The sequence below is a fragment of the Corynebacterium sp. H127 genome (genome assembly GCF_037482665.1).
GTDB lineage: Bacteria > Actinomycetota > Actinomycetes > Mycobacteriales > Mycobacteriaceae > Corynebacterium.
The window spans coordinates 223000-246651 of record NZ_JBBHKY010000003.1 but is presented as its reverse complement, the minus strand read 5'-3'; the positions used below and the strand labels follow the sequence as shown (position 1 = coordinate 246651).

The following is a 23652-nucleotide window of genomic DNA, read 5'->3' as shown; positions in this document are numbered from 1 at the left end:
CGCTCCGTTTGATTGTGTAAACGGACACAACAGTTGGTTTTGACTCGACCGGCCCTTTTTTAAAGGGTAAAGTTAACTTCAGGTTAACAATAAGGTGTCTTTGAGTTAATTGTGTGGACACCTTCCGGAGAGGAAAATATGTCCAATCGCGATTTTGAAATCGTTCGCGAAGATCTGCACCGGCGCTATGACCACCTCGTCGCCGCTGAGCGCATTGATGAAGTAGTCAATGAGACCATCGTTGAGCAGAACGCGACCGCTAAGCTGACAGCATTTCTGCCAATTTTCGTCGAGCGCTCCGCTGCTGAAAAGCTGGAAATGCTTGCGGAAGGGCAAGAATTTTCCCCGCGTAAAGAAATCCTTTTTGCGTGTGAGCGCAACGCGGGCCGTTCGCAGCTGGCATCAGCTATCACTCGTCATCTTGTAGGGGACGCGGTGTTCGTCCGGTCGGTCGGCCTGAACTCTCGGGGCGGGATCAATCCGACAGTGCTGAAGGTGCTCGAGGAGCGGGGAATCAAGACCAACGACCTCTATCAGAAGGAAATCACGCCGCGAGTGGCGCATCGTGCAGATGTTGTCGTGCTGTTGGGAATCGACGAGATCCCCGGCGTTCCGGGTGATCGCTACATCCGCTGGGATATTTCAGATCCAGAGGGTGCAAGCATTGAGGACGTGCGCATCATTGCAGATCAGATTGAGGATCGAATCCGGGCTTTGCTGCCAAAGCTGGCCGTCGCGGTGCCTGCATAAATTAAAGCGCCGGGAGTAATGAACTTCTGCCACCAACCCTAGCTTCGTGAGAACAGCCAGGGGAGGGCACCGCTGAACCTCGCGCCACCATCGCTCTCGTTGGCCCGTCAGAGCAGCCGGCGGACTTTGAGCCCAAATGCGCCGGGCTTGCCGACGGCGGCAGCATCACCACCCCATAGACGGCCGGTTAACCGACAAACTTGACGTCACCTGGCATTTCAATATCGGATAACCTCCCATGCTTCGGCTGCGGCCTTGCATGGGCGTCTTTCCCTGCAATCGGCCGGGCGTGGAAATACCTGCGTTCGCTAGCCAACCAACTACGCTGGGAAACATCCGAAACTAAGAAAGGCTGGAGATGAGCGAGAGCAAAGCAGTGGAGCAGTTGCAGCGGGTATTGATGCCCAAGCGCGGCGAACCACACGATGTGCGCACCCTTTACCTGCTGGAAGCCGAGCAGAACAAGGAGCGTGCCACCTGGTCAGACCGGTTCTCACTGAACATTCCGGCTGGTGCTGAAATCTCCTTCCAAACCTATTTCAATGCCTTTGCCGCCAGCTACTGGCGCCGCTGGTCGCAGCTCGACTCCGTGGTGCTGCGAGTGGAGCTCGAAGGCGAGGCACGGGTTGATATCTATCGTTCCAAGATCGATGGCTCCCGCATTGCGGTCGAGGGAGACCTAGTTAGTGGCGTCGGCGAGTTCGAAGTTTCCTTGGCACCGTTTGAAGATGGTGGCTGGATCTGGTTTGATATCACCGCCGAAACTGACACGAAGATCAAACAGGCAGGTTGGTGGGCTCCGGTTGCTCCCGGACCGCAGACGCTGCCGAACGGTGACCAGGTTGGTCCGTTTGAAAAGCGCGTCACCGTGGGAATCCCCACTTTCAATCGCCCAGCCGATGCCGTAGCGGCGCTCGAGGCGCTCGCTAGTGACCCAGCCGTTGACGCAGTCATCGATACGGTGATCATGCCTGACCAGGGCAACAAGCACCCAGCGGACGAGCCGGGCTACCAGGCCGTCACCGAGCACTTCGGCGAGCGCTTCTTCGAGTTCCGTCAGGGAAACCTGGGTGGCTCCGGCGGTTACTCCCGCATTATGTTTGAGGCACTTGGCGGCGTGGACGGCACCAAACCAGCCGGTGCAAAACAGTCTCCCTACATCCTGTACATGGACGATGACATCGCGATTGAGCCAGACTCGGTGCTTCGTGCCCTGCAGGTGGCTCGCTACTCAAAGTCGCCTATTCTCGTTGGCGGACAGATGCTGAACCTGCAGGAACGCAGCCACCTGCACTCCATGGGTGAAGTTGTCGGGCGTCACGACTTTATGTGGACTTCCGCGCCATATGTGCACTACGACCATGACTTCTCTAAGCACCCGCTCTCCGATCGCGGCCAATTCGGTGATAAGCCAGATGCCCCGAATTCTCGCGACCTGCACCGCCGCATTGATGTTGACTACAACGGTTGGTGGATGACGCTGATCCCACGCGTGGTAGCTGAGGAGATTGGTCAGCCACTGCCGCTCTTCATTAAGTGGGATGACGCCGAGTTTGGTTTGCGTGCCGGGGATCACGGATACCCTACGGCCACCTGGCCTGGCATTGCCATTTGGCATATGGCCTGGTCGGATAAGGATGATGCCATCGATTGGCAGGCGTACTTCCACCTGCGCAACCGTTTGATCGTCGCGGCCTTGCAGCACACCGGGCCTGTCGACGGCATCGTCAAGTCAATGCAGAAAGCCACCATCAAGCACCTGGTGTGCATGGAATACTCCACTGTCGCGATTCAAAACGAGGCGATGAAGGACTTCCTGGCGGGCCCAGAGCAGCTCTTTGACATCCTCGAAACCTCGCTTCCGCGCATCAATGCGATCCGTAAGACTTACCCAGATGCCGTTGTTCTGCCGACCGCGGCGGAACTCCCCAAGCCTTCTGGAGCTCCTGGAGTGCCGATCACGGACATCGGTGGCCGGCTGGCTCCAGTGAAGAAGTCGATCTGGGCGCTGAAGGGCCTGATGCACTCGCTGCAGAAAGAAGACCCGCAGCACCACGAGGTGCCACAGGCGAACCTCGCTCCGATCAATGCGCGCTGGTTCTCACTGTCCCGCCTAGACGGCGCGACCGTCACCACTGCAGATGGGCGCGGCGTGGTTTACCGTAAGCGCGATCGCGCAAAAGCAGAGGAACTGCTCAAGGAATCTCGTCGGCTGCAGCAGGAAGTAGCGGAGCGTTTCGAAGCGATGCAGGCCGAGTACCGTGCTGCGCACCAACGGTTGACTAGCCGCGAAGCTTGGGGAGAAATCTTTAATGACTAAAAAGGAATCGGACTTACTGGTTGCCATTCAGGAGTTCGCGTTGGCGCGACCCGGAGTGCTCCAGGTAGCCCGCGGCATGAGCTTGTTCGGAGAGCATGCCGCAGGTTGGCTGGCGTTGGGGACAGTTGGGATGGCCGTCGATAAGCAGCGGCGTCGCAAGTGGGCCGTGTTGACTGCTTCAGCGTTTACTAGCCATGCAGCTTCGGTGGTCATTAAGCGAATTGTGCGCCGGCCACGTCCGACAGATCCGCGCATTGAAATTGGCGTTGGCACGCCAAGCAAGCTCAGTTTTCCGTCTTCTCACGCCACGTCGACCACGGCGGCACTCACTTCCTTGGCATTGTTGACTCGGTCACCGTTGCCGCTTGTGGGTGTGCCAGCCATGATGGCATCGCGTATGGTTCTTGGGGTTCACTATCCCACTGATGTGGCCGCTGGAGCGCTGCTGGGCGCGACGACGGCACTGGCCACGGACGCAATTGAGAAGAGGAACGCATGAGCATAGAGCAGCGCTTCGGCGACTCGGAGCCGCATACCGAGGGCATCGATACGATGCGCAAGCGCCGGCCGCCGAAGAATCTCGCCGATGGCATGATCAAGGCGCTGCGCCCAAAACAATGGGTGAAGAACGTCCTCGTGTTGGCTGCCCCTGCTGCTGCCGGCACCGAAGCATTGTTGAACAAACAGACGCTTCTCGACGTCCTGTGTGCCTTCGTCGCATTCTGCATGGCGGCCTCCGCGATCTACCTCATCAACGACGCGCGAGACGTTGAAGCTGACCGCGCGCACCCCACCAAACGCTTCCGTCCCATCGCTGCCGGAGTGCTTCCAGTAGGTGTGGCATATGTCATGGCCGTTGTGCTCATGGCTGCCGCTATTGGGGTGTCTTTCCTGGCTACTGCAGGCCAGCCCCTCGCCATCGTTGTAGCTGTCTACCTGGTGCTTCAGCTCGGATACTGTTTCGGGTGGAAGCATCAGCCTGTGATTGATGTCGCATTGGTGTCTTCGGGATTCATGCTCCGTACCATGGCGGGTGGCGTGGCTGCAGGCATCGTCCTCTCACAGTGGTTCCTGCTGGTAGCGGCCTTTGGTTCGCTGTTCATGGCCTCTGGCAAGCGCTACGCGGAGATCTTGCTGGCGGAACGTACCGGCGCAAAGATTCGTAAGTCCCTGGAGGGTTATACCCCAACCTACCTGCGGTTTGTGTGGACTCTTTCCGCCACCGCAGTGGTCATGTCCTATGCGTTGTGGGGCTTTGACATGGGTACGCACGGGGATTCCGCAGCGGCAGTGTGGTACCAGATCTCGATGGTGCCTTTTACCATTGCTATCCTGCGTTTTGCTGCAGATGTAGACCGCGGCGACGGTGGAGCGCCAGATGAACTTGCGCTGTCGGACCGTACGCTACAAACCCTCGCTGTGCTGTGGATTCTCTGTATTGTAATGGCGGTCTATATTTCTCCGATGTATTAACTGCTTGCCTAGCGAAATATATCGTGTAGGTTAAGTAACGGTCACATTACGAACACCGAGGAGAAATATGTCTTTCGCAACGCGTCTGCGCAATGCAGGACGGAAAATAACGTCGGTTGCGCTTGCTGCCATTACCGCGACCGGCCTTGCCGTCGCAGGTTCTGGAGTAGCCCACGCTGATAACCGCGACTGGCTGCGCCCAGACGCCACTGGCACTTGCGATTGGGATCCGGCGATGTACTGGGTCCAGCGTTGCGATGTGTGGTCCCCAGCGATGGAGCGCACCATCCCAGTTCTCATCCAGGCTTCACAGCGCGGCGGCGATGCAGGTTTCTACCTTCTCGACGGCATGCGTGCAGACGACAACCAGACCGGTTGGACGATGTACGCAAACGCCCCACAGGCATATGAAAACTCCAACCTCACCCTAGTCATGCCAGTCGGCGGTGCAGGTTCTTTCTACTCGGACTGGGATAGCCCAGCCCTCGTCTCCTCCGGTTCCTCGGGCCAGGCAGTGACCTACAAGTGGGAGACCTTCCTCACCAGTGAACTGCCAGGCTACCTGCAGCAGAACTTCGGTGTGAACCCTGGCCACAACTCCATCGCCGGCCTGTCCATGGGTGGTACTGCCGCACTGAACCTGGCTGCACGCCACCCAGGCCAGTTCCAGCAGGCAATGTCCTGGTCCGGATACCTGTACACCACCGCACCAGGCATGCAGACCTTGCTCCGTATGGCTCTGATCGATACCGGCGGATTCAACCTCAACGCAATGTACGGTTCCACCCTGAGCCCACGCCGTTTCGAGAACGATCCGTTCTTGAACATGGAAGGCCTGCGCGGCAAGGATGTTTACATCTCTGCTTCCACCGGTAACTGGACCGAAGCTGATATGGCACTGCCATTGAACGACCGTGTCATGGGTTGGGGCTTGGAGCAGCTCTCCAGCGTTTCCACCCATGCCTGGGAGCGTAAGGCTCGCGGCATCGGCCTGAACGTCACCGCTGACTACATGCCAGCAGGCGTACACAACTGGGGTATCTGGAATGAGCAGATGTGGAAGACCCGTGACCGCGTTCTCGACGTAATGGGTGCTTGGTAAAAAGCAGTACTCTCGGTTAGCTTGATGGCCGTCGCCCTTCGGGGCGGCGGCTTTTGCTGTTGGCTGGGTGGTTGGGTGTTGGCTTTGGGGTGGCTGGGCGTTGGTGGGGCGTTGGCGGGGTTTCTCCTCGATCCGAATTCCGACTTTCGTGAAAATCGATAACCAGTGACCAGGGGTTTTGTCGGCAAGCCTAGGTGAGAGTCGGAACATGAAAGTCGGATTTCGGGCCACTCAAGACGCGAATCGGAGCGTCGTTGCCCACTAGCAGCTCACAAGAATGAAACAACAGTCACACCAACAACAAAACTTTCCAGCAATCCCTGGTGTGTCACTGGCTAGAAAGTCTAAAGTTGAACTTAAACTTGACTTCAACCTATCGGCTAGCCGCAGTCTGCACCCACATGCACCTGAGGTAAAGCCACAGGCGGCGAATATCTAGGCGTCACAACTTTCCGGAGGCGGGGAACCTTCGGATGGCCGTGGCCCGCAGGCTAACCGTGCCTTTCAACTGGCGCGGTATGTTCCAGCTGAAACTTAACTACACAAAGGACTTTTCATGCGCGAAACTCGCTCTGCTCGGCGACGTTCTTTCCGTGTTGCCCTTGCTGCAGTACCAGTAGCCCTGGCACTCGGCTCCGGCGTCATCGCATCCCCAGCACTGGCCCAGGTGGGCTCTTCCGGCTCTACCGGCGGAGGTGGTGGCGGCGTCTCCGGCTACCTCGACCCAGGTGAAGTGCCACAGCGCACCCCGATCCGCACGGACCATCCAAAGATTGAAGGCTTGCCACAAGGCGTGTCCATCGACCGTGTCGAATGGATCACTGACCGGCGGGTTGCCGTATTCATCAAGTCGGCAGCTATGCCGGAGCACCCAATTCAGGTGCAGATCCTGTTGGCTAGGGATTGGCATTCCAACCCGACCGCAAAGTTCCCTGAAGTATGGGCCTTGGACGGCCTGCGAGCCGTTGATACTGAAAACGGCTGGACCATCCACACCAATATTGAACAGTTCTACGCTGACAAGAACGTCAACGTGATTCTCCCGGTCGGTGGGGAGTCTTCTTTCTACACTGACTGGGAAGGTCCTGCGAAGGGCAAGAACTACAAGTGGGAGTCTTTCCTGCTTAATGAGCTTCCCGCAGTCCTGCAAAACGGTTATCGTTCCAATGGGCAGCGTGCCATCACCGGCCTGTCGATGGGTGGTACGGCTGCGATGAATCTGGCGCAGCACCGCCCAGACATGTTCAACTTCGTTGGTTCTTTCTCGGGATACCTGGACACCACCTCCGTGGGAATGCCAGAAATGCTCAAGGGCGCGCTCGTAGAGGGCGGTGGCTATGACATCAACAACATGTGGGGCCCTGCTTATAGTCAACGGTGGGTCGACAATGATCCGAAGCTCGGAATTGAAGCTCTCAAGGGCAAGACCGTCTATGTGTCCGCTGGTAGCGGACGCGACGATTTCGGCGAGCCAGGATCTGTTGCTACCGGACCATCGAATGAGGCCGGTAAGGGGCTCGAGGTAGTCTCGCGAATGACCACCCAGACCTTCGTAGAGCGTGCCAAGCAGGCTAACGTGCCCGTGGTTGCGCAGTTCCGACCATCCGGAATCCATAACTGGCCATACTGGCAGTTTGAAATGGCGCAATCCTGGCCATACATCGCTGACTCGCTGGGTATGAAGAAAGAAGACCGTGGCGCAGATTGCACCACCAGTGGTGCTATTGGCGATGCGACGGCCAATAATGCCTTCGGCCCATGCGTGAATAACGAATATGATGTCGAAGGTGGTCGCGCGCAGGACTTCCGTTCCGGCCGAGCTTATTGGACTAACGAGACCGGTGCGCATGTATTGGCCGGACGCATCGGTGCGCGTTACACCGAGATGGGTGCTACTACCTCATGGCTCGGATTCCCAATCACCGGTGAAACGGCAACTCCAGATGGTGTTGGTCGCTTTGTCCACTTCCAGCACGGCTCCATCTACTGGACCCCAACCACTGATGCAGTAGAAGTTCCGCGCGATATGGTCGATGCTTGGGGTACTGAAGGATATGAAGGCGGTCTACTGGGTTACCCAGTAGACGTGCCAAAGCAGGTGGACTCTGCACTGGTGCAGCAGTTCCAGGGTGGATACGTGGTCCGCAACAAGGATAAGCATAGCTTCCCAGTTCGCGGTGAAATCGCTAAGAAGTATGGCCAGCTAAAGACGGCGTCCTCTAAGCTGGGTGCTCCAACTTCGAATGAGTTCCAGATTCCAGGTGGCGCATTGCAGAACTTTGAAAATGGCACCATGTACTGGTCGCCAAGCACTGGCGCGAATTTCGTCCTTAACGGTGAGATTCGTGACGCATGGGGCAAGGCTGGTTTCGAGAACGGCCCATTCGGCTGGCCGGTAGCGGACCAGGAGTCGATCGCCGCAGGTGGCGAGCAGATGAAGTTCCAGCACGGCACTATCAAGCAAGTGAATGGTCGAATTGTGGAGGAGCGTCACTAAAATGCGAAAGACCGTATGCGTCATTGCGCTAGCAACCGTAGCGATTTCCTTGGGGGCCTGTGGCGGTGGCGCGACGGTGGACAACCAGAACGGGCCGCAGGAGACTGTGCCGCCGCTAGCTAAGTCCTCGAAGTCGGTAAGTGCGGAAGCCACACCGACGTCGACAAGCACTGGCACCCCGTCCCCAAAGGCTGGTGGTGGAGCAGCAGCACCAGCCCCTAAGGATGAGGCCGCCCAGGAAGTGTCGGCGGTGCCGACAGCGGCTCCACGTCCGGATAATGAGAAGCGCTACCTGGAAGAGCTAGACAAACAGGGCGTGAAGGTAGCGGGTGTGGAGGACCAGATGGTGAGCATTGCCGACGGCATTTGCACCGGGAAGGGTGAAGAGCAATACACCCTTGGCGCAGTCTCCGGCCAGTTGGTTGAGCAGAAGCGCACTGAAAAGAAACCAGAGGAAGTTTCGCAACTCCTCGTGAAAACGGCAAAGGATGCGTACTGCTAAGCGATGCGTAAAATTCTCACAATCATTGCGACCCTAGTGGTGTTGGTCGTGATTGGTGCAGGTGTGGTCAATTGGATGAACGCCTCAAAGATTGAGACACCTACAATCCCGGGAATACACTCAAGCACCCCGGAGCAGCCAGACTGGTGTCCGAAGGTTGAAGTCTTGGCGGCCCCAGGAACCTGGGAGTCCTCGCCGACGGATGACCCGATCAACCCGACCGCAAACCCGTACTCCTTCATGTTGACCGTGACCAAGCCGCTCCAAGAGCGCTACAGTGCGGACGAGGTCAAGGTGTGGACGTTGCCGTACACTGCGCAGTTCAAGAACGTAAACGCGATGCATGAGATGAGCTACGACGAGTCTCGTAATGAGGGCACCTCTAAGCTCGAGGCGGAGATGCGCATGATGCATAAGGATTGTCCGGCTACGGATTACGTCCTAGTTGGCTTCTCTCAAGGTGCAGTGATCGTGGGAGACATTGCGAACCAGATCGGTGCTGGCCATGGCGTAGTCCCGGCTGAGCGTGTGCGTGGTGTGTCCGTCGTTGCCGATGGGCGCCGTGAGCCTGGCGTGGGACAGGCGCAAGGTAACCCAGTGGGAGGCGTAGGGGCAGAAGTTTCTCTCGAACTGCTCAATCCACTAACGCAGGCGATCATGCCGGGTGCCACGATGCGAGGGCCGCGCGCAGGCGGATACGGCAGCCTCAATGATCGAGTCATGGACATCTGTGCGCCGGACGATCATATCTGTGATGCCCCGCTAGGAGTAGGTAATGCTGTGCAACGTGCGCAGGCGCTCATCGCCGCGAACGCCGTGCACGCACAGTATGCGACGAACCCCAACGTTTTCCCCGGTTCGACGACCACACAGTGGCTCATCGATTGGGCAGTCGGGCTTATCGACGCCAAATAGTGATCCGGCCTATGCCTGATGTGAAACGCGACCCTGGACTTATCCGGGGTCGTTGTCATTTTTTGATGTAACACGCGCTCATTTGTTTTGTAGAACTAACTAATGCCGGTACAGTATTTACAACACTTGTTAGGCTGGTCCGGATAGCTGCCGCACAGCCTGAATCACGAAACGAAGGAATCAAATGGATCTCAATGCCGCAATGGGTCGGTTCTTCAATGACAAGGGCGACATCGTGCTGCCCAACGAGTTCACTCTCGCCGCAATGTGCGAACTGATGTACCAAGCCGACGCGGCTGCTGGCGGCGGTGACCGAGAGGTGATCCGCTTCTGGGACTACTCCGAGTCTCGCGAAGGAAAAGTAGTTCGCTTCACACGCTCCCAGGTAAACACCCGCATCAAGGCTGTTGCTGCTCGCTTGCAGCAGACTGGCCCCATGGGGTCTCGAGTTGCCATCCTTGCGGGCAACTCTGCTGAGTACATTTTCGCCTTCCTTGGCGCCCTGTATGCAGGCATGATCCCAGTTCCGCTCTACGATCCAAACGAGCCGGGCCACACCGACCACCTCACTGCGGTATTGGCCGACGCCAAGCCGAACTTCGCACTTACCAACTCTGTGAGTGCAGGTGCCGTCCGACGTCAGTTCGCCGCACTGCCTGCCGCGGAACGTCCACGCATCCTTTCCGTGGATTCCCTGCCGGATTCCCTGGCCGAGTCCTTTGTAAATCCGATGACGAACCCAGAGGTGCTGGCCAAGCTCAAGGAATCTAAGACTGCCCCGGCCGATTCCATCGCTTTCCTCCAGTACACCTCCGGATCCACCCGCACCCCAGCGGGCGTGGTGCTGAGTAACCGCAACATCATGGTCAACGTGTTGCAGATCTTCCGGGCGGCTCAGCTGAAGCACCCAATGCGGCTTTCCTTGTGGATTCCACTGCACCACGACATGGGCATGATCCTCGCAGCGTTTGTCACGATCCTCGGTGTGGAACTGGATCTCATGCGCCCCAAGGATTTCCTGCAGCAGCCAACCCGCTGGCTCGAGCAGCTGAATCGACGGGAAAACGATCACAACGTCTACACTGTGGTGCCTAACTTCGCCTTGGACCTGGCATGTCGCTATGGCAAGCCAGAGGGCGCCGCGCTGGATCTTAGCGCAGTAGACGGCATCATCAATGGCTCTGAGCCGGTAACCCAAAAGAGCGTGGAGGCCTTCTTCGCGGAATTTGGTCAGCATGGACTCAAGCGCGAGGCGATGCGCCCGACCTATGGCCTTGCTGAAGCAACCTTGCTGGTGTCTACCCCAAGCACTCCCAACCGCCCACTATTCAAGAGCTTTGATCGTGAGGAGTTGGCGCAGGGGCGCGTCACCGTGGTTGAAGATGGTAGCGAGAACGCCTCAGTGTTCGCCTCGGTCGGTGAACCAATTGCGCCAATGTGCATGGCCCTTGTTGATCCTGAAACCCGCGAGGAGCTGCCCGAAGGCCAGATTGGTGAATTCTGGGTATACGGCGAGAACAATGCAATCGGATACCTGGATCGCGATGAGGAGACCGTCGCTACCTTCCGCAACACGTTGGTAGGCCGACTCGCAGAAAACTCCCGTGCTGAAGGTGTGCCGGCGGATGCTTACTGGATGGCTACGGGCGACTTGGGCACGTTCATTGACGGCCAGATCTATCTGACCAGCCGTTTGAAAGACCTCATCGTTATCGCTGGTCGCAACCACTATCCACAGGATATTGAGCACACCGTCCAGGTGGCGAGCGATCACATTCGTCCCGGTGCGGTTGCCGCGTTCGCGATCGAAGGTGAAGACGTCGAGAAGCTCGTTATTATTGCCGAGCGTGACCTCAACGCTGAGGAATCCGGGGACGCTGCTGCTATCGCAGCCATCAAGAACGCGGTCACAGAGAACCACGGCATCAACCCGCACGACGTTCGCATCGTGGCACCCGAAGACATCAAGCGCTCTTCCAGCGGTAAGATTGCTCGCAGGGTAGTGCGCAAGTTTTACCTTGAAGGAAACTGATCTGAGTTATCAGATGTAACAATCAGGTACTATAACGCGAATGTCTCTAAGAGAGAGCCCTTCCTAGCCTGGCTAACCCCCGGCTAAAGTGGAGGGCTCAATCTGTTGTTGTCCGTAAACGAACCAAGAGGGTGAGAAACCGGCATGGATTCCAGCCAGGCGTGCACCGCGATGACCATTTCTGAGCTTAAGGAGTGGCTGCGAAACTGGGTTGCCAACGCAACCGGACTGCCTGCGGAAGAGATCTCGGACGATAAACCTCTCACCGCATTCGGACTGACCTCTCGAGACGTGGTGTTGCTGTCTGGCGAGCTGGAAAACAAGCTTGGACTGGAGCTCGACGCCACCATCGCGTATGAGTATCCCACCATCGGTGCGCTAGCAAAGCGCATTATCGACGGCCCTAGTGACGCCACCCTAAAATCGGCGCGCCGATCCTACGGCGATCAGACTTCTGGCTCCCACGACATCGCAGTAGTGGGCATGGCGGCGCGGTTCCCAGGGGCGGACAACCTCGAAGAAATGTGGGAGATGCTGGTCTCCGGCACGGATGCCACCTCAGAATTGCCGCTTGGACGTTGGTCCGAGTACTCCGCCGACGAGGTAATGACGGAGAAGATCGCAGAGAACAACGTGCGGGGCGGCTACATCAAGGACATCGCCAACTTCGACGCCGAGTTTTTCGGAATCTCGCCGGTTGAGGCCGCAAACATGGATCCGCAACAGCGATTTGCCCTGGAGCTGACCTGGGAGGCGTTGGAGAACGCACATATCCCAGCGAGCGCCCTGCGCGGTGAACCGGTAGGTGTCTTCATCGGATCTTCCAACGTGGACTACGGAATGATCATTACCGCTGACCCCGCTGAGGCGCATCCTTATGCGCTGACCGGCACGGCTAGCTCCATCATCCCGAATCGCGTCTCCTATGCCTTTGACTTCCGCGGGCCCTCCGTAAGCGTGGACACCGCCTGTTCTTCCTCACTGGTCGCCGTGCATGACGCGGTGCGCGCCCTGCGCGCCGGCGACGCGGACCTAGCAATTGCGGGTGGCGTCAATATTCTGGCGTCTCCGTTTGTATCCACTGCTTTTGGTGAACTTGGCGTTATCAGCCCGACGGGAAAGATTCACGCGTTTTCGGATGACGCGGATGGTTTCGTGCGCGCCGATGGCATCGGCTTGGTGGTGCTCAAACGAGTGGAAGAGGCGGTCGCCGACGGTGACAACATCATCGCCGTGATCAAGGGCTCGGCCGTAAATTCGGACGGGCACTCCAACGGCTTGACGGCGCCTAATCCCGAAGCTCAGGTGGATGTGCTGGAGCGCGCTTACTCTGACGCGGGAGTTTCGCCCAACAAGGTCGATTACGTGGAAGCACATGGCACCGGAACCATCCTCGGCGATCCGATCGAAGCAGCAGCCTTGGGCGCGGTGCTTGGAGCTGGCCGCGACTTTGCGGAACCTACCCTGTTGGGCTCGGCGAAGACGAACATTGGCCATTCGGAATCTGCGTCTGGTTCCGCAGGACTGATCAAGGTGCTGCTCGGTATGCAGCGCGGCGTAATCCCGCCGAGCATCAATTTTGCCGGCCCAAATCGCTATATCGACTTTGACGCCGAGCACCTCGAGATCGTCGAGGATCCCCGGGAATGGCCGGAGTACTCCGGTAAGAAGGTTGCCGGTGTTTCTGGGTTCGGCTTCGGCGGCACGAACGCACACGTCGTGGTGCAAGAGTTCGACCCGGCAGATTATGAGCCACGAGATAGTGCCCCAGCAGAACTCGACGGAGTGATTCTGCCGGTGAGCGGGTTGTTGCCTTCTCGACGTCGACAAGCGGCGGCGGATCTGGCTGATTTTCTCGAGGGGCGCAGCGACGAAGACCTCATTAAGGTCGGACGCTCCCTAGCACGCCGCAATCATGGCCGCTCCCGCGCGACGGTTGATGTCGCCACCGTGGAAGACGCAGTGAAACGACTGCGACAAGTCGCCGAGGGCAAGAAGAGCATTGGCATCAATGTCGCAGATGCGCCAGCAGCCAATGGTCCGGTGTTCGTATACTCGGGCTTCGGTTCCCAACATCGCAAGATGGCCAAGGACATGCTGGAGCTATCGCCATACTTTGCGCAGCGCTTGGCGGAACTCAATGAAATGATCGAGTTCGAGTCAGGATGGTCATTGCTGGAGATCATCGCTGATGACGAGCAAACCTACAACACAGAGACCGCCCAGGTTGCCATTACCGCAATCCAGATCGCACTCACCGATCTCTTGGCCACCTACGGGGCAAAGCCCGCCGCCGTCATGGGTATGTCCATGGGTGAAATCGCTGCGGCCTATGCCGCCGGCGGTCTGTGTGACAAGGACGCGATGCGCATCGCGTCTCACCGCTCCCGACTCATGGGCGAAGGCGAGCAGTCGCTACCGGAGGATCAACTCGGCGCCATGGCTTTGGTGGAGTTTTCTGCGGAGGACCTCGCAGCTTTCATCGCTGAGCACCCCGATTACGCTGGCATCGAGCCAGCCGTCTACGCGGGACCAGGCATGACTACAGTCGGTGGGCCTCGCGAGGCAGTGCTGAAGCTCGTGGAACGCCTCGAATCGGAGGGTAAGTTCGCGCGTGCACTCAACGTCAAGGGCGCAGGTCACACATCCGCGGTTGAACCACTGCTTGGTGAGCTGGCCGCCGAAACCGCCGACATTGTCGCCATGCCGACGAAACTCCCGCTGTTTAGCTCGGTGGATAAGGGCATGGTGTACCCGGCTGGATCTGTTATCCATGACTCCGACTACTGGATTCGCTGTACCCGCGGTTCTGTGTGGTTCCTCGAAGCTACCCAGCAAGCCTTGGCCGCTGGACACACCATGCTCATCGAGGTTTCGCCGAACCCAGTCGCGCTGATGGGCATGATGAACACCGCTTTCTCCGTCGGTGCCGGCGATACGCAGCTGCTGTACGTACTGAAGCGCAAGGTGGCGGCAGCCGACTCGATTCGAGATCTGTTGGCAAAGCTCTATGTTGCAGGCCAAGACATTGACTTTGGCGTGATGTACGGCGACGGTGAACGCATCGATGCGCCGTCTATCACCTGGAAACACCAGCGCTACTGGACCGCCGCCCGTCCGTCCTCCAGCGGTAATATCGGCATGCCTGGCCACAAGGTCAGCCTCCCGGATGGCACCGTTGCCTTCTCCTCCCTCGCGGAACTAGTCCCGAGTGCTGAAGCTCTCATGGATTCTGCAGTATCTGTGTTGGATTCTGGCGCCAGCTTGGTCATTAGCGAGGAACGTGCGCCGCTGCCGGCCACCGGTGAGGTCACCACGATCGCAACGCGGCATGTGGGAGGCCTCAACCTTGCGGTCTATCGCAAGCTTGGTGAGGAAATGAGCTTGGTCGCGGAAGGCTTCGCCACCTCCCAGGGATTCACGCCACCAACCCCAGCTGAGGAACCACGTCGCGTCGTCGCCCCACGCATTGCCGACGAAGTTGTCATTGAGTCCATGCACTGGGATCCCAACTCAGGCGAAACAGTGGAACAACGTATGCGCACCATCGTCTCCGAAGCCATGGGCTATGACGTAGAAGACTTGCCACGCGAACTTCCACTCATTGATTTAGGCCTGGATTCTTTGATGGGTATGCGCATCAAGAACCGAATCGAGCACGATTTCCAGATCCCAGAGCTGCAGGTGCAAGCGCTCCGCGATGCTTCCGTCGCGGACGTCGTCCGGCTCGTTGAGGAGATGGTCGGAAGCAAAACCGAGCATCCTGAAGCAAACGGGGCCGCAGTCGCTGAGGAGCTAGCTGCGGACGTCGACAAGCCTGCTAAGTCAGCGCACGGTGTTGGTGTAGCACCTCGTGATGCCTCCGAGCGACTCGTCTTTGCTACCTGGGCCACCATCACCGGCGCTGCTGCCGCTGGCGTGACCTCCGCATTGCCGCAGCTTAAGGAGACTCAGGCTGCTGATATTGCCGCGCGCTTGAGCGAACGCTCGGGAACCACAGTCACGGTGGATGATGTGCTCGCTGCCGAGACACTCGAGCCGCTGGCAAACATCGTGCGTGAGGGGCTCGAAACCGAGGTAGAAGGCAACATTCGCGTGCTACGCGCACGTCCAGAAGGGTCGGCCAAGCCCGCTGTATTCATGTTCCACCCGGCAGGCGGATCCTCCGTGGTGTACCAACCGTTGATGCGTCGCCTGCCAGATGACGTGCCCGTGTATGGCGTTGAACGCCGCGAGGGGCCACTCGCGGAACGCGCAGCTGCCTACCTCGATGAGATCAAGCAATACTCCGACGGCCTCCCCGTTGTCTTGGGCGGATGGAGCTTTGGTGGCGCCCTGGCATATGAGGTGGCCTACCAGCTGCGCGATACCGAGGTAGAAGTGGCTACGGTCGCGTTGCTGGATACCGTCCAACCTGCAGAGACGGTTCCAGATAGCATCGAAGAAACGAAGGCTCGCTGGCAGCGTTATTCTTCCTTCGCCAAGAAGACCTACGGCCTCGACTTCCCGGTTCCTTTTGAGCTTTTGGAGACCGCAGGCGAGGACGCGCTGCTCGCCATGATGGCGGAGTTCCTTTCCACCACTGATGCGTCTGAACATGGCTTGTCCGCCGGAGTCCTCGAGCACCAGCGAGCATCCTTCGTGGATAATCGCATCCTGGATAAAATCAATTTCCAGGACTGGGCGGATGTCCAGGTTCCGGTGGTGCTGTTCCGCGCAGAGCGCATGCACGATGGTGCAATTGAATTAGAGCCACGCTATGCCACGATTAAGGAAGACGGTGGTTGGTCGGCTATCGTGGAAGATCTAGAGATTGTACATTTGCATGGCGACCACCTCGCGGTGGTGGATGAGCCCGAGATTGCGACCGTTGGGGCACACCTGACGCGCAGGATTGCAGAGCTCAGCCAGCAGTAGACTAAAGACGGAAACGAGTAGCAGGGTAGTGACTGGACTTACGACGGCAGACAAACTCGCCGATCTTCGTGCACGCCTGGAAAAAGCGAAAGACCCAGGCAGTGAACGTGCTCGCGCAAAGCGCGATGAGGCTGGGCTGACCACGCCTCGTCAGCGCATTGATCGACTGCTAGACGCCGGCTCCTTTGTGGAGGTCGGCGCCTTGGGCCGCACACCTGATGACCCCGAGGCCCCATACTCCGACGGCGTAGTCACCGGCTATGGACGCATTGAAGGTCGGCCCGTAGCTATCTATGCCCACGATAAGACCGTGTATGGCGGGTCGGTAGGCGAAACTTTCGGCCGGAAGGTTTGCGAGGTCATGGATATGGCCATCCGCATCGGCTGTCCGGTGATCGGTATTCAAGATTCCGGTGGTGCTCGAATCCAAGATGCCGTCACCTCGCTCGCAATGTACTCCGAGATTGCGCGCCGTCAGTTGCCGCTTTCTGGGCGTAGCCCGCAGATCTCCATCATGATGGGTAAGTCCGCCGGCGGCGCCGTGTATGCGCCAGTGACCACTGACTTTGTTATCGCCGTCGATGAGCGTGCAGAAATGTACGTCACTGGCCCAGCCGTGATCAAGGAAGTCACCGGCGAGTCCATTACTTCCGCAGAGCTTGGCGGTGCCCGCCAGCAGGAACTCAACGGCAATGTTTCTTATGTTGCTTCGGACGAAGCTGATGCTTTCAACTACGTCAAGGACCTGCTCGATCATTTGCCGTTGACCTGTTCAGAACCCGGTCCGGAGTTCTGGGCACCATCCGATGAGGCTGTCGCAGGGGCTGGCGAGCTGGATACGTTCATGCCGAACGATACAAATGCCGGCTATGACATGCACGACTTGCTCAAGCACCTGTTCGATTCCGACGACCTGTTGGAGATCCAGCCGAGCTTTGCCCCTAACCTCATCACCGCATTCGCGCGTGTCGACGGCAAGTCGGTCGGAGTCGTAGCCAACCAGCCACTTGAATTCGCTGGCTGTATCGACGCCGATGCCGCAGACAAGGGTGCTCGTTTTATTCGCATCTGCGATGCCTACAACATCCCTCTGATCTATATTGTGGATACGCCGGGCTACCTGCCGGGTGTAGCACAGGAGAAGGCCGGGCTGATTCACCGCGGTGCAAAGTTTGCCTTCGCACTGGTAGAAGCCACGGTCCCGAAGATCTCCCTGATCGTCCGCAAGGCTTATGGCGGCGCGTACGCAGTGATGGGCTCCAAGAATCTCTCCGGTGACATCAACTTGGCGTGGCCGACCGCTCAAATCGCGGTGATGGGCTCTGCAGCAGCTGTCGTGATGATCCAAGGCAAGCAGCTGGCCAAGATTGAGGATGAGAATCAGCGGGCGTACATGAAGAAGGTCTTCATGGACTTTTATGACGAGAACATGACCTCGCCTTATGTTGCTGCCGAGCGCGGCTACATCGACGCCATGATTGAGCCGAATCAGACTCGCCTCGCGTTGCGGCAAGCGCTCCGTCAGTTGGAAACCAAGACTGCTTCTGACCTGCCTAAAAAGCACACGATCATGCCCATGTAACGCTCTCGTTATAATTCACGACATGTGAATTAGAGTTTTGAACCACCAATTGAAAGGGCATTACCAACATGCTGAGCACCGTAGTAGACCTTGCCGGAGATGTGGTCGGCCTCCTCTTCATGGCATTTGATCAGATCCAGCGTTTCTTCGCTGGTGCCACCGGACGCTAATTAGCGCTTCGCTGGATAAAAAAGCTCCCTTTTCACTCGGCCGGTAGGCAGGGTGAAAAGGGAGCTTTTTGTTTCTTGTTGGTTAGCGGCGGATCCGCCCGGCGAGAAGGCGCCAGCCCAACAGCAGCAGTCCCGACATGACCGTCGCAACGATGATGAATGAGATGTGCGGTACATGGCCATTACGAATGCCCCAGATGGACAACCCGCCTACAGCCGATAAAACCCACACGAAACTGCCGGCCAGCAGTGACGTGGCACGAAGTTTGAGAGCTGCAATAATCGCCCATGCGAGCGCGACTCCCACCAAGAACGGCCACCAGGTGTCCAGGATATTGGCCACGGTGAACGGCTCGGACTTGTGCGCCAATCGGGCGAAGATCGCAAACGCCAGGATGGCAATGACATCGTAGAAAAAGTACTTCACGGTTTCTCCTTAAGTCCAACTAAATACACTACCCAGCCGATTGCCGTGGCGAGGATGAATGACACCATGCGGTAAACCAGCACCGCGGCCAGTGCGGTTGCCGCCTGCATCCCCACTGCGATGAGAGTAGCGGTCAGCGCTGCCTCTAGCGGGCCGAGTCCGCCCGGGGTCACCCCCGTGGCCCCAATGATCTTGGCAGTGAGGAACGCAAGCGTAATCCCGGCGATATTCGTTCCATTGGGCACTAAAGCCATTGCCGGGATAACGCCAGTGACTGCGACGACCGCAGCCCAGAGGGTGAGAAGATCAAAGACTCGGTTCAGCAGCGAGAGTAGGGTAACCGAAACTAGCTTGCTGAGGGGCAATGTGACTGACTGCAGCTGCCTGATCTGCGCCACCACACCTTCCATTCCTACCTCCGGCGCACGACGAAGCATCCGGTTCACCAGCGGCAGGGTAGCGGTGGCTACACGCTCCAGAAACCACGGGTTGTTTGCAACCCAATACACTCCAAAGGCGAGGGCCGTCATTCCGATTCCTACTGCCACTAGCGAGGCCACGGAAAAGGAAGCCCCGAAAAGGACTACGGCGCCTAACCCGAGAATGACTAACCACAGCGTGGAGAGCGCCCCTGAGAGCACGATGAACCAGCCGATGACCATGACACTGGCACCCCAGGCGCGCTGAACCTTGTATTGCAGCACAGTGGAAAGCGCTGGGCCGCCTGGCAGGCTGCTGGAAACAGCGTTGGCTGCCAACACCAACGCTAGGGCTTGTCCGCGCCCTACTTTGACGCCACCGGCCGCCATAAGGACGGCCATGACTTCGCCCATCGCTAGGAATGATAATGCGCATACCAGCACGGAAATCCCAACCCAGAGCGGCGAAGCGGTGCGTACCGCACCCACGCCTTGGGAAATGAATCCGAGCTGCTCGCGAAAGAAAAAGACCGCCCCGCCAAGTAGCGCTGCGGTCACTGCGACGCGGGCCCAGCGAGCGGAGGTCAGCTTGCTGAGCTCCGCCATTACTTCTTGTCCTGATTCAGACGCTTCATCAGTTCTGAGAATGGGACCAGATTGTCGTCGCTGGCTATGCTTCGGCCGCCGCGGATCGGCATATCGGTTGGGATCGCGTCCTGGATGGCGGTGTCCTCGTGATCAGATGCGGTCGGAATTGCATTCGCGGCAGGCTCGGGACGCCGTGGTCGATATGGTCGCAGCTCTGGTGTAGGTAGCGCCGAAGACTCGGCCGTAGCGCGGTGCCAATCGACGTCGTTAAGCGGTGCAGCAGCAGCCGGTGCGGGGGCAGGGGTGGCGGGAACCATCGAGCCATGGCCCATCCGCTCGGAGGCCTTCTTGATGAAGGCCGGAGCCCACCAGTTGTCCTCGCGCAGCAGGTGCATAACCGCGGGGACGAGCATCATACGGATGATCGTGGCATCCAAAATGAGAGCGGCGATCATGCCGAAAGCGATGTACTTCATCATCACGATTTCGGAGAAGCCAAAAGCGCCACACACTACGATCATGATGAGCGCGGCAGCAGTAATAATAAAGCCGGTGTGCGCGGTGCCGTACTTGATGGCTTGATCGGTGGACTCGCCGCGATTACGGGCCTCCACCATGCGTGAGACGAGGAATACCTCGTAGTCCGTCGATAGGCCGTAAACGATGGCGACGATCAGCACCAAGACCGGAGACATGAGGGGTCCGGCGGTGAAATCGAAGATGTTTGCGCCGATACCGTCGACGAACATCGCAGTCAGGACACCCAAGGTCGCGCCCAGGCCCAATACCGTCATGATGATGGCTTTGGCTGGCAAAATGAGCGAGCCGAAGACCAGCGCCATCAAGATGAAGGTGGCGATGACGATGTACGTTGCCATCCACGGCAGCTTCTCGAACAACGCCTCAATTGACTCGACCTCCAGGGCCGGAGTGCCACCGACGTGGAGTTCCACGCCTTCCGGAACTTCGATGGCGCGTAGCTGCTCGACGACGGCCTCGTTATTCTTGCGGTCAACGATGCCTGCGGCCAACACCGTAGTGCCGTCCTTTGTCGCGTGCGAAGGAGAGAACCGGCCAGTCAGCCCCTCGATCGCGTTCGCCTGCTGGTAGACCTCCACTAGCTGGGCGTTGTCCGCGCCAGTAACGACGAGCTTGATCGGCTCGGTGCGGAACTCAGGGAACTGCTCGTCGAACTTAGCTTGTGTGACGCGGGTTTCATTGGACGGTGGTAGGTAAGTTTCGTTGATGCCGCCGAATTTCACACCCACCAGTGGGAAAGTCATTGCTAACAGCAGTCCGACCAATCCGACGGTGACCAATTTCGCATGCTTCATTGACCAAGCCGGGATGCGAGCCCACAAGGTGGATTCCCATTTGGACTCGTCCCGCGTTGTCGAGCGGATGGCAAACTTATCGATGTTCTTGCCCAACATGCCAAACAAGGCTGGTAACACGGTGATGGACAAGAAGGCCGCTAGCCCGACGGCGGAGATCGCTCCATAAGCAATAGACTTCAGGAAAGCCTGTGGGAAGACGAACAACCCAGAAAGCGCCACCACCACCATGAGCGCGGAAAATACCACTGTCTGGCCGGCGGTAGCAGTAGTGTTGGCCACCGCAGTCTTGGTATCCCGGCCGAGGGCCATTTCCTCCCGGAAACGGGAGACCATGAACAAGCCATAGTCGATGGCCAATCCGAGGCCGAGCAGGGTGACTACTGACTGTGCAAAAACGTTCACCTGGGCTTGGGACGCCAGAATTGACAGCACTCCCAGCGAACCCGCGATGGAGAGTAACCCGACGATCAATGGCATCGACGCAGAGACTACGGAGCCGAAGACCAGGAGCAACAACAAAGCTACCAGCGGCAATGCGAAGATCTCTGCGCGCTTGATATCTCCAGCCATGCCGGAATCCAGGGCATCAGCCACTGCAGTGGCGCCAGCAACCTCGGTAGTAACCCCAGCCGGAAGCTGTTGCGGAGTGAGCTTATCTTCCACGGCTCGGAAAGACTTGAGCGTCTGTTCACCGTCTCCCTTGAGACCGATGGCGGCAAAGGCGGTGCGGTGATCAGCGGTAATCAGCTTTGCATTCTTCTTGTCGAAGTAGCTGGTCACATGCGCAACTTGATCTGGGTTTTGATCTTTAAGCTGCGTTAGATGCGTCTGGATGGCTTGAAAGGCAGCTGGATCGTCGAGAGTAGCGCCCTCGGGTGCTTCGAACATCAAGATGACGTCGCCGGAGTTGTCGCGACCAAAGGTCTCCAGCTCAATTTGTGCCGCTTGAGTGGAAGAGGAATGTGGATCATCCCAGCCCTCTTGGCTCATGCGGTCACCGAGTTGGGTTCCCTGAAAGAAGAACAGCCCAAGGATGGCAGCAATGATCAGTATCGGAACGGTGATGCGAAAGCGGTAGGCAATTTCGCCCCAACGATAGAACACGAATTGTTTCCCTTCGGTGTGAGCGGATTATCGGCTGGAAAGCAGCGCGGAAAGCGGGCGGAATGGCTGCAGCCAAGCACCCTCGGCAGGCAGAGCATCAAGACTAATACGCGGCAGCGGCTCACGGAATACGCCGGGGATTTCCTCTAGGTCCACAAAGTTGATCGTGTCGTGGCCTACCGCCCATGAGGCATGCTCATGGAAGCCAATGACGGTGGCGGGAATGCCTTGCTGAGCTAGTTTTTCAAGGAGCTCGCGGAAGTTCTGGCCGTCTGCCGAGGCGACAATCACACCCTTGAGCACGCCTTCGTTGAAGCGTCGCTTGATGTGATCCAGCATGTCCGGATCGACATCGGAGTCCTCACCGATCTTCGGCTTGGCAAAAACCGCGAAGCCGACATTGCGCAACGCTTCCACCCAAGGGCGCATGACATCTGCTCCGCCGCTTGGGATGTTGGTGAACACGGTGGCCTCTGGCTCAACATGCTCGCCAAGAGTTTCGCTTAGCTCCGAGCCCCGGTTAAGTAGCCAGCGGCCGATGGCGTCGAAACGCGGGCGGTAGGCAGCTGTAGGGCGGCTTCCCAAAATGGCGCCCAGCCCCATATCGATGTTGGGGGCATCCCAAACCAACAACAGGGACTGTGGGGGCTGAAAGTCCTGCGGGCGATCGGTGTAGTTATGCATGAATTCGTGCATGGACATTTATACGACCTCGCTCGGCTTATTGTTACGCTGCCACAGGAATTCTGTGATGATGTGATCTTTTTCTAGGCCCTTGCCCTCAAACTTGGTTATTACCTGGCGGTCGGTGAGCTGTGGGCATTCCGGCCATGGCCAGCTCTTGTAGTCCAGTAGTGGTTCGACATCCACGAGCTCCTTGATCCACTCCGCGTAGTCCGCGTGATCGGTAGCCACATGAAGTACGCCGCCGGGCTTCAGCCGAGTTGCAATGAGGTGCAGCACGCCGGATTGAATGATGCGTCGCTTGTGGTGCCGCGCTTTCGGCCACGGATCTGGGAAGAAGATGCGTACGCCGTCGAGTGAGGCAGGCTCAAACATCCGGTTGAGAACTTCCACACCGTCGCCGCGAATCATACGAATATTAGTGAGGCCCTCACGGACGGCAGCGCCCATGAGTTTGGCGAGACCCGGCTTGTAGATCTCGCAAGCAATAATGTTCGTGTCTGCTTCGAGGGGAGCCATTGCTGCGGTGGAAGTGCCGGTTCCGGAGCCGATCTCCAAGATGGTTTTTGCATCCGAGCGGCCGAACCACTCTGCTAAGTCAATGCGCTCATCAGAGAGAATCTTGCCTAGCCGCGGCCAATTCTCATTCCACATCTTGGTTTGATTTGCGGTGAGAGTGCCACGACGAAAGCTCATAGAACCAAGTCGCGGATAGTCGCGACCGTCGTCAAATTCGGATTGCGGCGGGCGCCCAAATGGGACGTTGCCGACGGAAGTATTGACCGAATCAGGATTATTGGGGGAATCAGTATTATGCATCCTATCCATTTTGC

At 58.1% G+C, this 23652-nt stretch carries 16 protein-coding genes; 11 read left to right on the top strand and 5 right to left on the bottom strand.

Annotation, left to right across the window (positions count from 1 at the left end):
• The first annotated feature begins 138 nt into the window (after window positions 1-138).
• The 11 genes from WG936_RS05140 (at window position 139) to WG936_RS05090 (ending at window position 18090) form a co-directional block, all read left to right on the top strand.
• Window positions 139-750 (top strand): arsenate-mycothiol transferase ArsC, encoded by a 612-nt coding sequence (locus WG936_RS05140; protein WP_339572282.1) that lies wholly within the window; start codon window positions 139-141, stop codon window positions 748-750.
• A gap of 358 nt (window positions 751-1108) precedes the next feature.
• Window positions 1109-3070: a glycosyltransferase gene (locus WG936_RS05135; protein WP_339564103.1), complete on the top strand. Its 1962-nt coding sequence runs from the start codon at window positions 1109-1111 to the stop codon at window positions 3068-3070.
• Complete coding sequence (locus WG936_RS05130; RefSeq protein ID WP_339572281.1) at window positions 3063-3569, top strand: phosphatase PAP2 family protein; 507 nt, start codon at window positions 3063-3065, stop codon at window positions 3567-3569. Before WG936_RS05135 ends, WG936_RS05130 begins: the two co-directional genes overlap by 8 nt.
• Window positions 3566-4543, top strand: coding sequence for a decaprenyl-phosphate phosphoribosyltransferase (locus tag WG936_RS05125; RefSeq protein WP_339564101.1), 978 nt, complete (start codon window positions 3566-3568; stop codon window positions 4541-4543). Before WG936_RS05130 ends, WG936_RS05125 begins: the two co-directional genes overlap by 4 nt.
• A gap of 67 nt (window positions 4544-4610) precedes the next feature.
• Window positions 4611-5645 carry an alpha/beta hydrolase gene (locus WG936_RS05120; protein WP_339564100.1) on the top strand — a complete coding sequence of 345 codons (1035 nt, stop codon included), beginning with the start codon at window positions 4611-4613 and terminating at the stop codon, window positions 5643-5645.
• A 556-nt stretch (window positions 5646-6201) separates the two neighbouring features.
• A complete protein-coding gene (locus WG936_RS05115; RefSeq protein ID WP_339572280.1) occupies window positions 6202-8142 on the top strand; it encodes an alpha/beta hydrolase-fold protein in 1941 nt (646 codons plus the stop codon).
• A 1-nt stretch (window position 8143) separates the two neighbouring features.
• Complete coding sequence (locus WG936_RS05110) at window positions 8144-8644, top strand: hypothetical protein (protein ID WP_339564098.1); 501 nt, start codon at window positions 8144-8146, stop codon at window positions 8642-8644.
• A 3-nt stretch (window positions 8645-8647) separates the two neighbouring features.
• Window positions 8648-9559, top strand: coding sequence for a cutinase family protein (locus WG936_RS05105; RefSeq protein ID WP_339572279.1), 912 nt, complete (start codon window positions 8648-8650; stop codon window positions 9557-9559).
• A gap of 184 nt (window positions 9560-9743) precedes the next feature.
• Window positions 9744-11591 carry a FadD32-like long-chain-fatty-acid--AMP ligase gene (locus WG936_RS05100; RefSeq protein WP_339564096.1) on the top strand — a complete coding sequence of 616 codons (1848 nt, stop codon included), beginning with the start codon at window positions 9744-9746 and terminating at the stop codon, window positions 11589-11591.
• 144 nt (window positions 11592-11735) lie between these two features.
• The gene (locus WG936_RS05095) at window positions 11736-16508 is read left to right on the top strand and encodes an alpha/beta fold hydrolase (protein ID WP_339572278.1); all 4773 of its coding nucleotides are present in this window, start codon (window positions 11736-11738) and stop codon (window positions 16506-16508) included.
• A 28-nt stretch (window positions 16509-16536) separates the two neighbouring features.
• The gene (locus WG936_RS05090; RefSeq protein ID WP_339564094.1) at window positions 16537-18090 is read left to right on the top strand and encodes an acyl-CoA carboxylase subunit beta; all 1554 of its coding nucleotides are present in this window, start codon (window positions 16537-16539) and stop codon (window positions 18088-18090) included.
• Between the two features lie 252 nt (window positions 18091-18342).
• Here WG936_RS05090 and WG936_RS05085 read toward each other — a convergent pair whose 3' ends face one another.
• Genes WG936_RS05085 through trmB form a run of 5 tightly spaced genes read right to left on the bottom strand, consistent with a single transcriptional unit; the run spans window position 18343 to window position 23638 of the window.
• Entirely contained in the window at window positions 18343-18687 is a 345-nt protein-coding gene (locus WG936_RS05085) for a DUF3054 domain-containing protein (protein WP_339572277.1), read from the bottom strand.
• Window positions 18684-19712 (bottom strand): lysylphosphatidylglycerol synthase transmembrane domain-containing protein, encoded by a 1029-nt coding sequence (locus WG936_RS05080; RefSeq protein ID WP_339564092.1) that lies wholly within the window; start codon window positions 19710-19712, stop codon window positions 18684-18686. The genes WG936_RS05085 and WG936_RS05080 overlap by 4 nt, the downstream gene beginning before the upstream one ends.
• Window positions 19712-22135 carry an MMPL family transporter gene (locus tag WG936_RS05075; protein ID WP_339572276.1) on the bottom strand — a complete coding sequence of 808 codons (2424 nt, stop codon included), beginning with the start codon at window positions 22133-22135 and terminating at the stop codon, window positions 19712-19714. The genes WG936_RS05080 and WG936_RS05075 overlap by 1 nt, the downstream gene beginning before the upstream one ends.
• Window positions 22136-22162: 27 nt before the next feature.
• Window positions 22163-22837, bottom strand: a complete 675-nt coding sequence (locus tag WG936_RS05070; RefSeq protein ID WP_339564090.1) for an NYN domain-containing protein — start codon at window positions 22835-22837, stop codon at window positions 22163-22165.
• Window positions 22838-23638 carry a tRNA (guanosine(46)-N7)-methyltransferase TrmB gene (gene trmB / locus WG936_RS05065; protein ID WP_339564089.1) on the bottom strand — a complete coding sequence of 267 codons (801 nt, stop codon included), beginning with the start codon at window positions 23636-23638 and terminating at the stop codon, window positions 22838-22840.
• Window positions 23639-23652 lie beyond the last annotated feature (14 nt).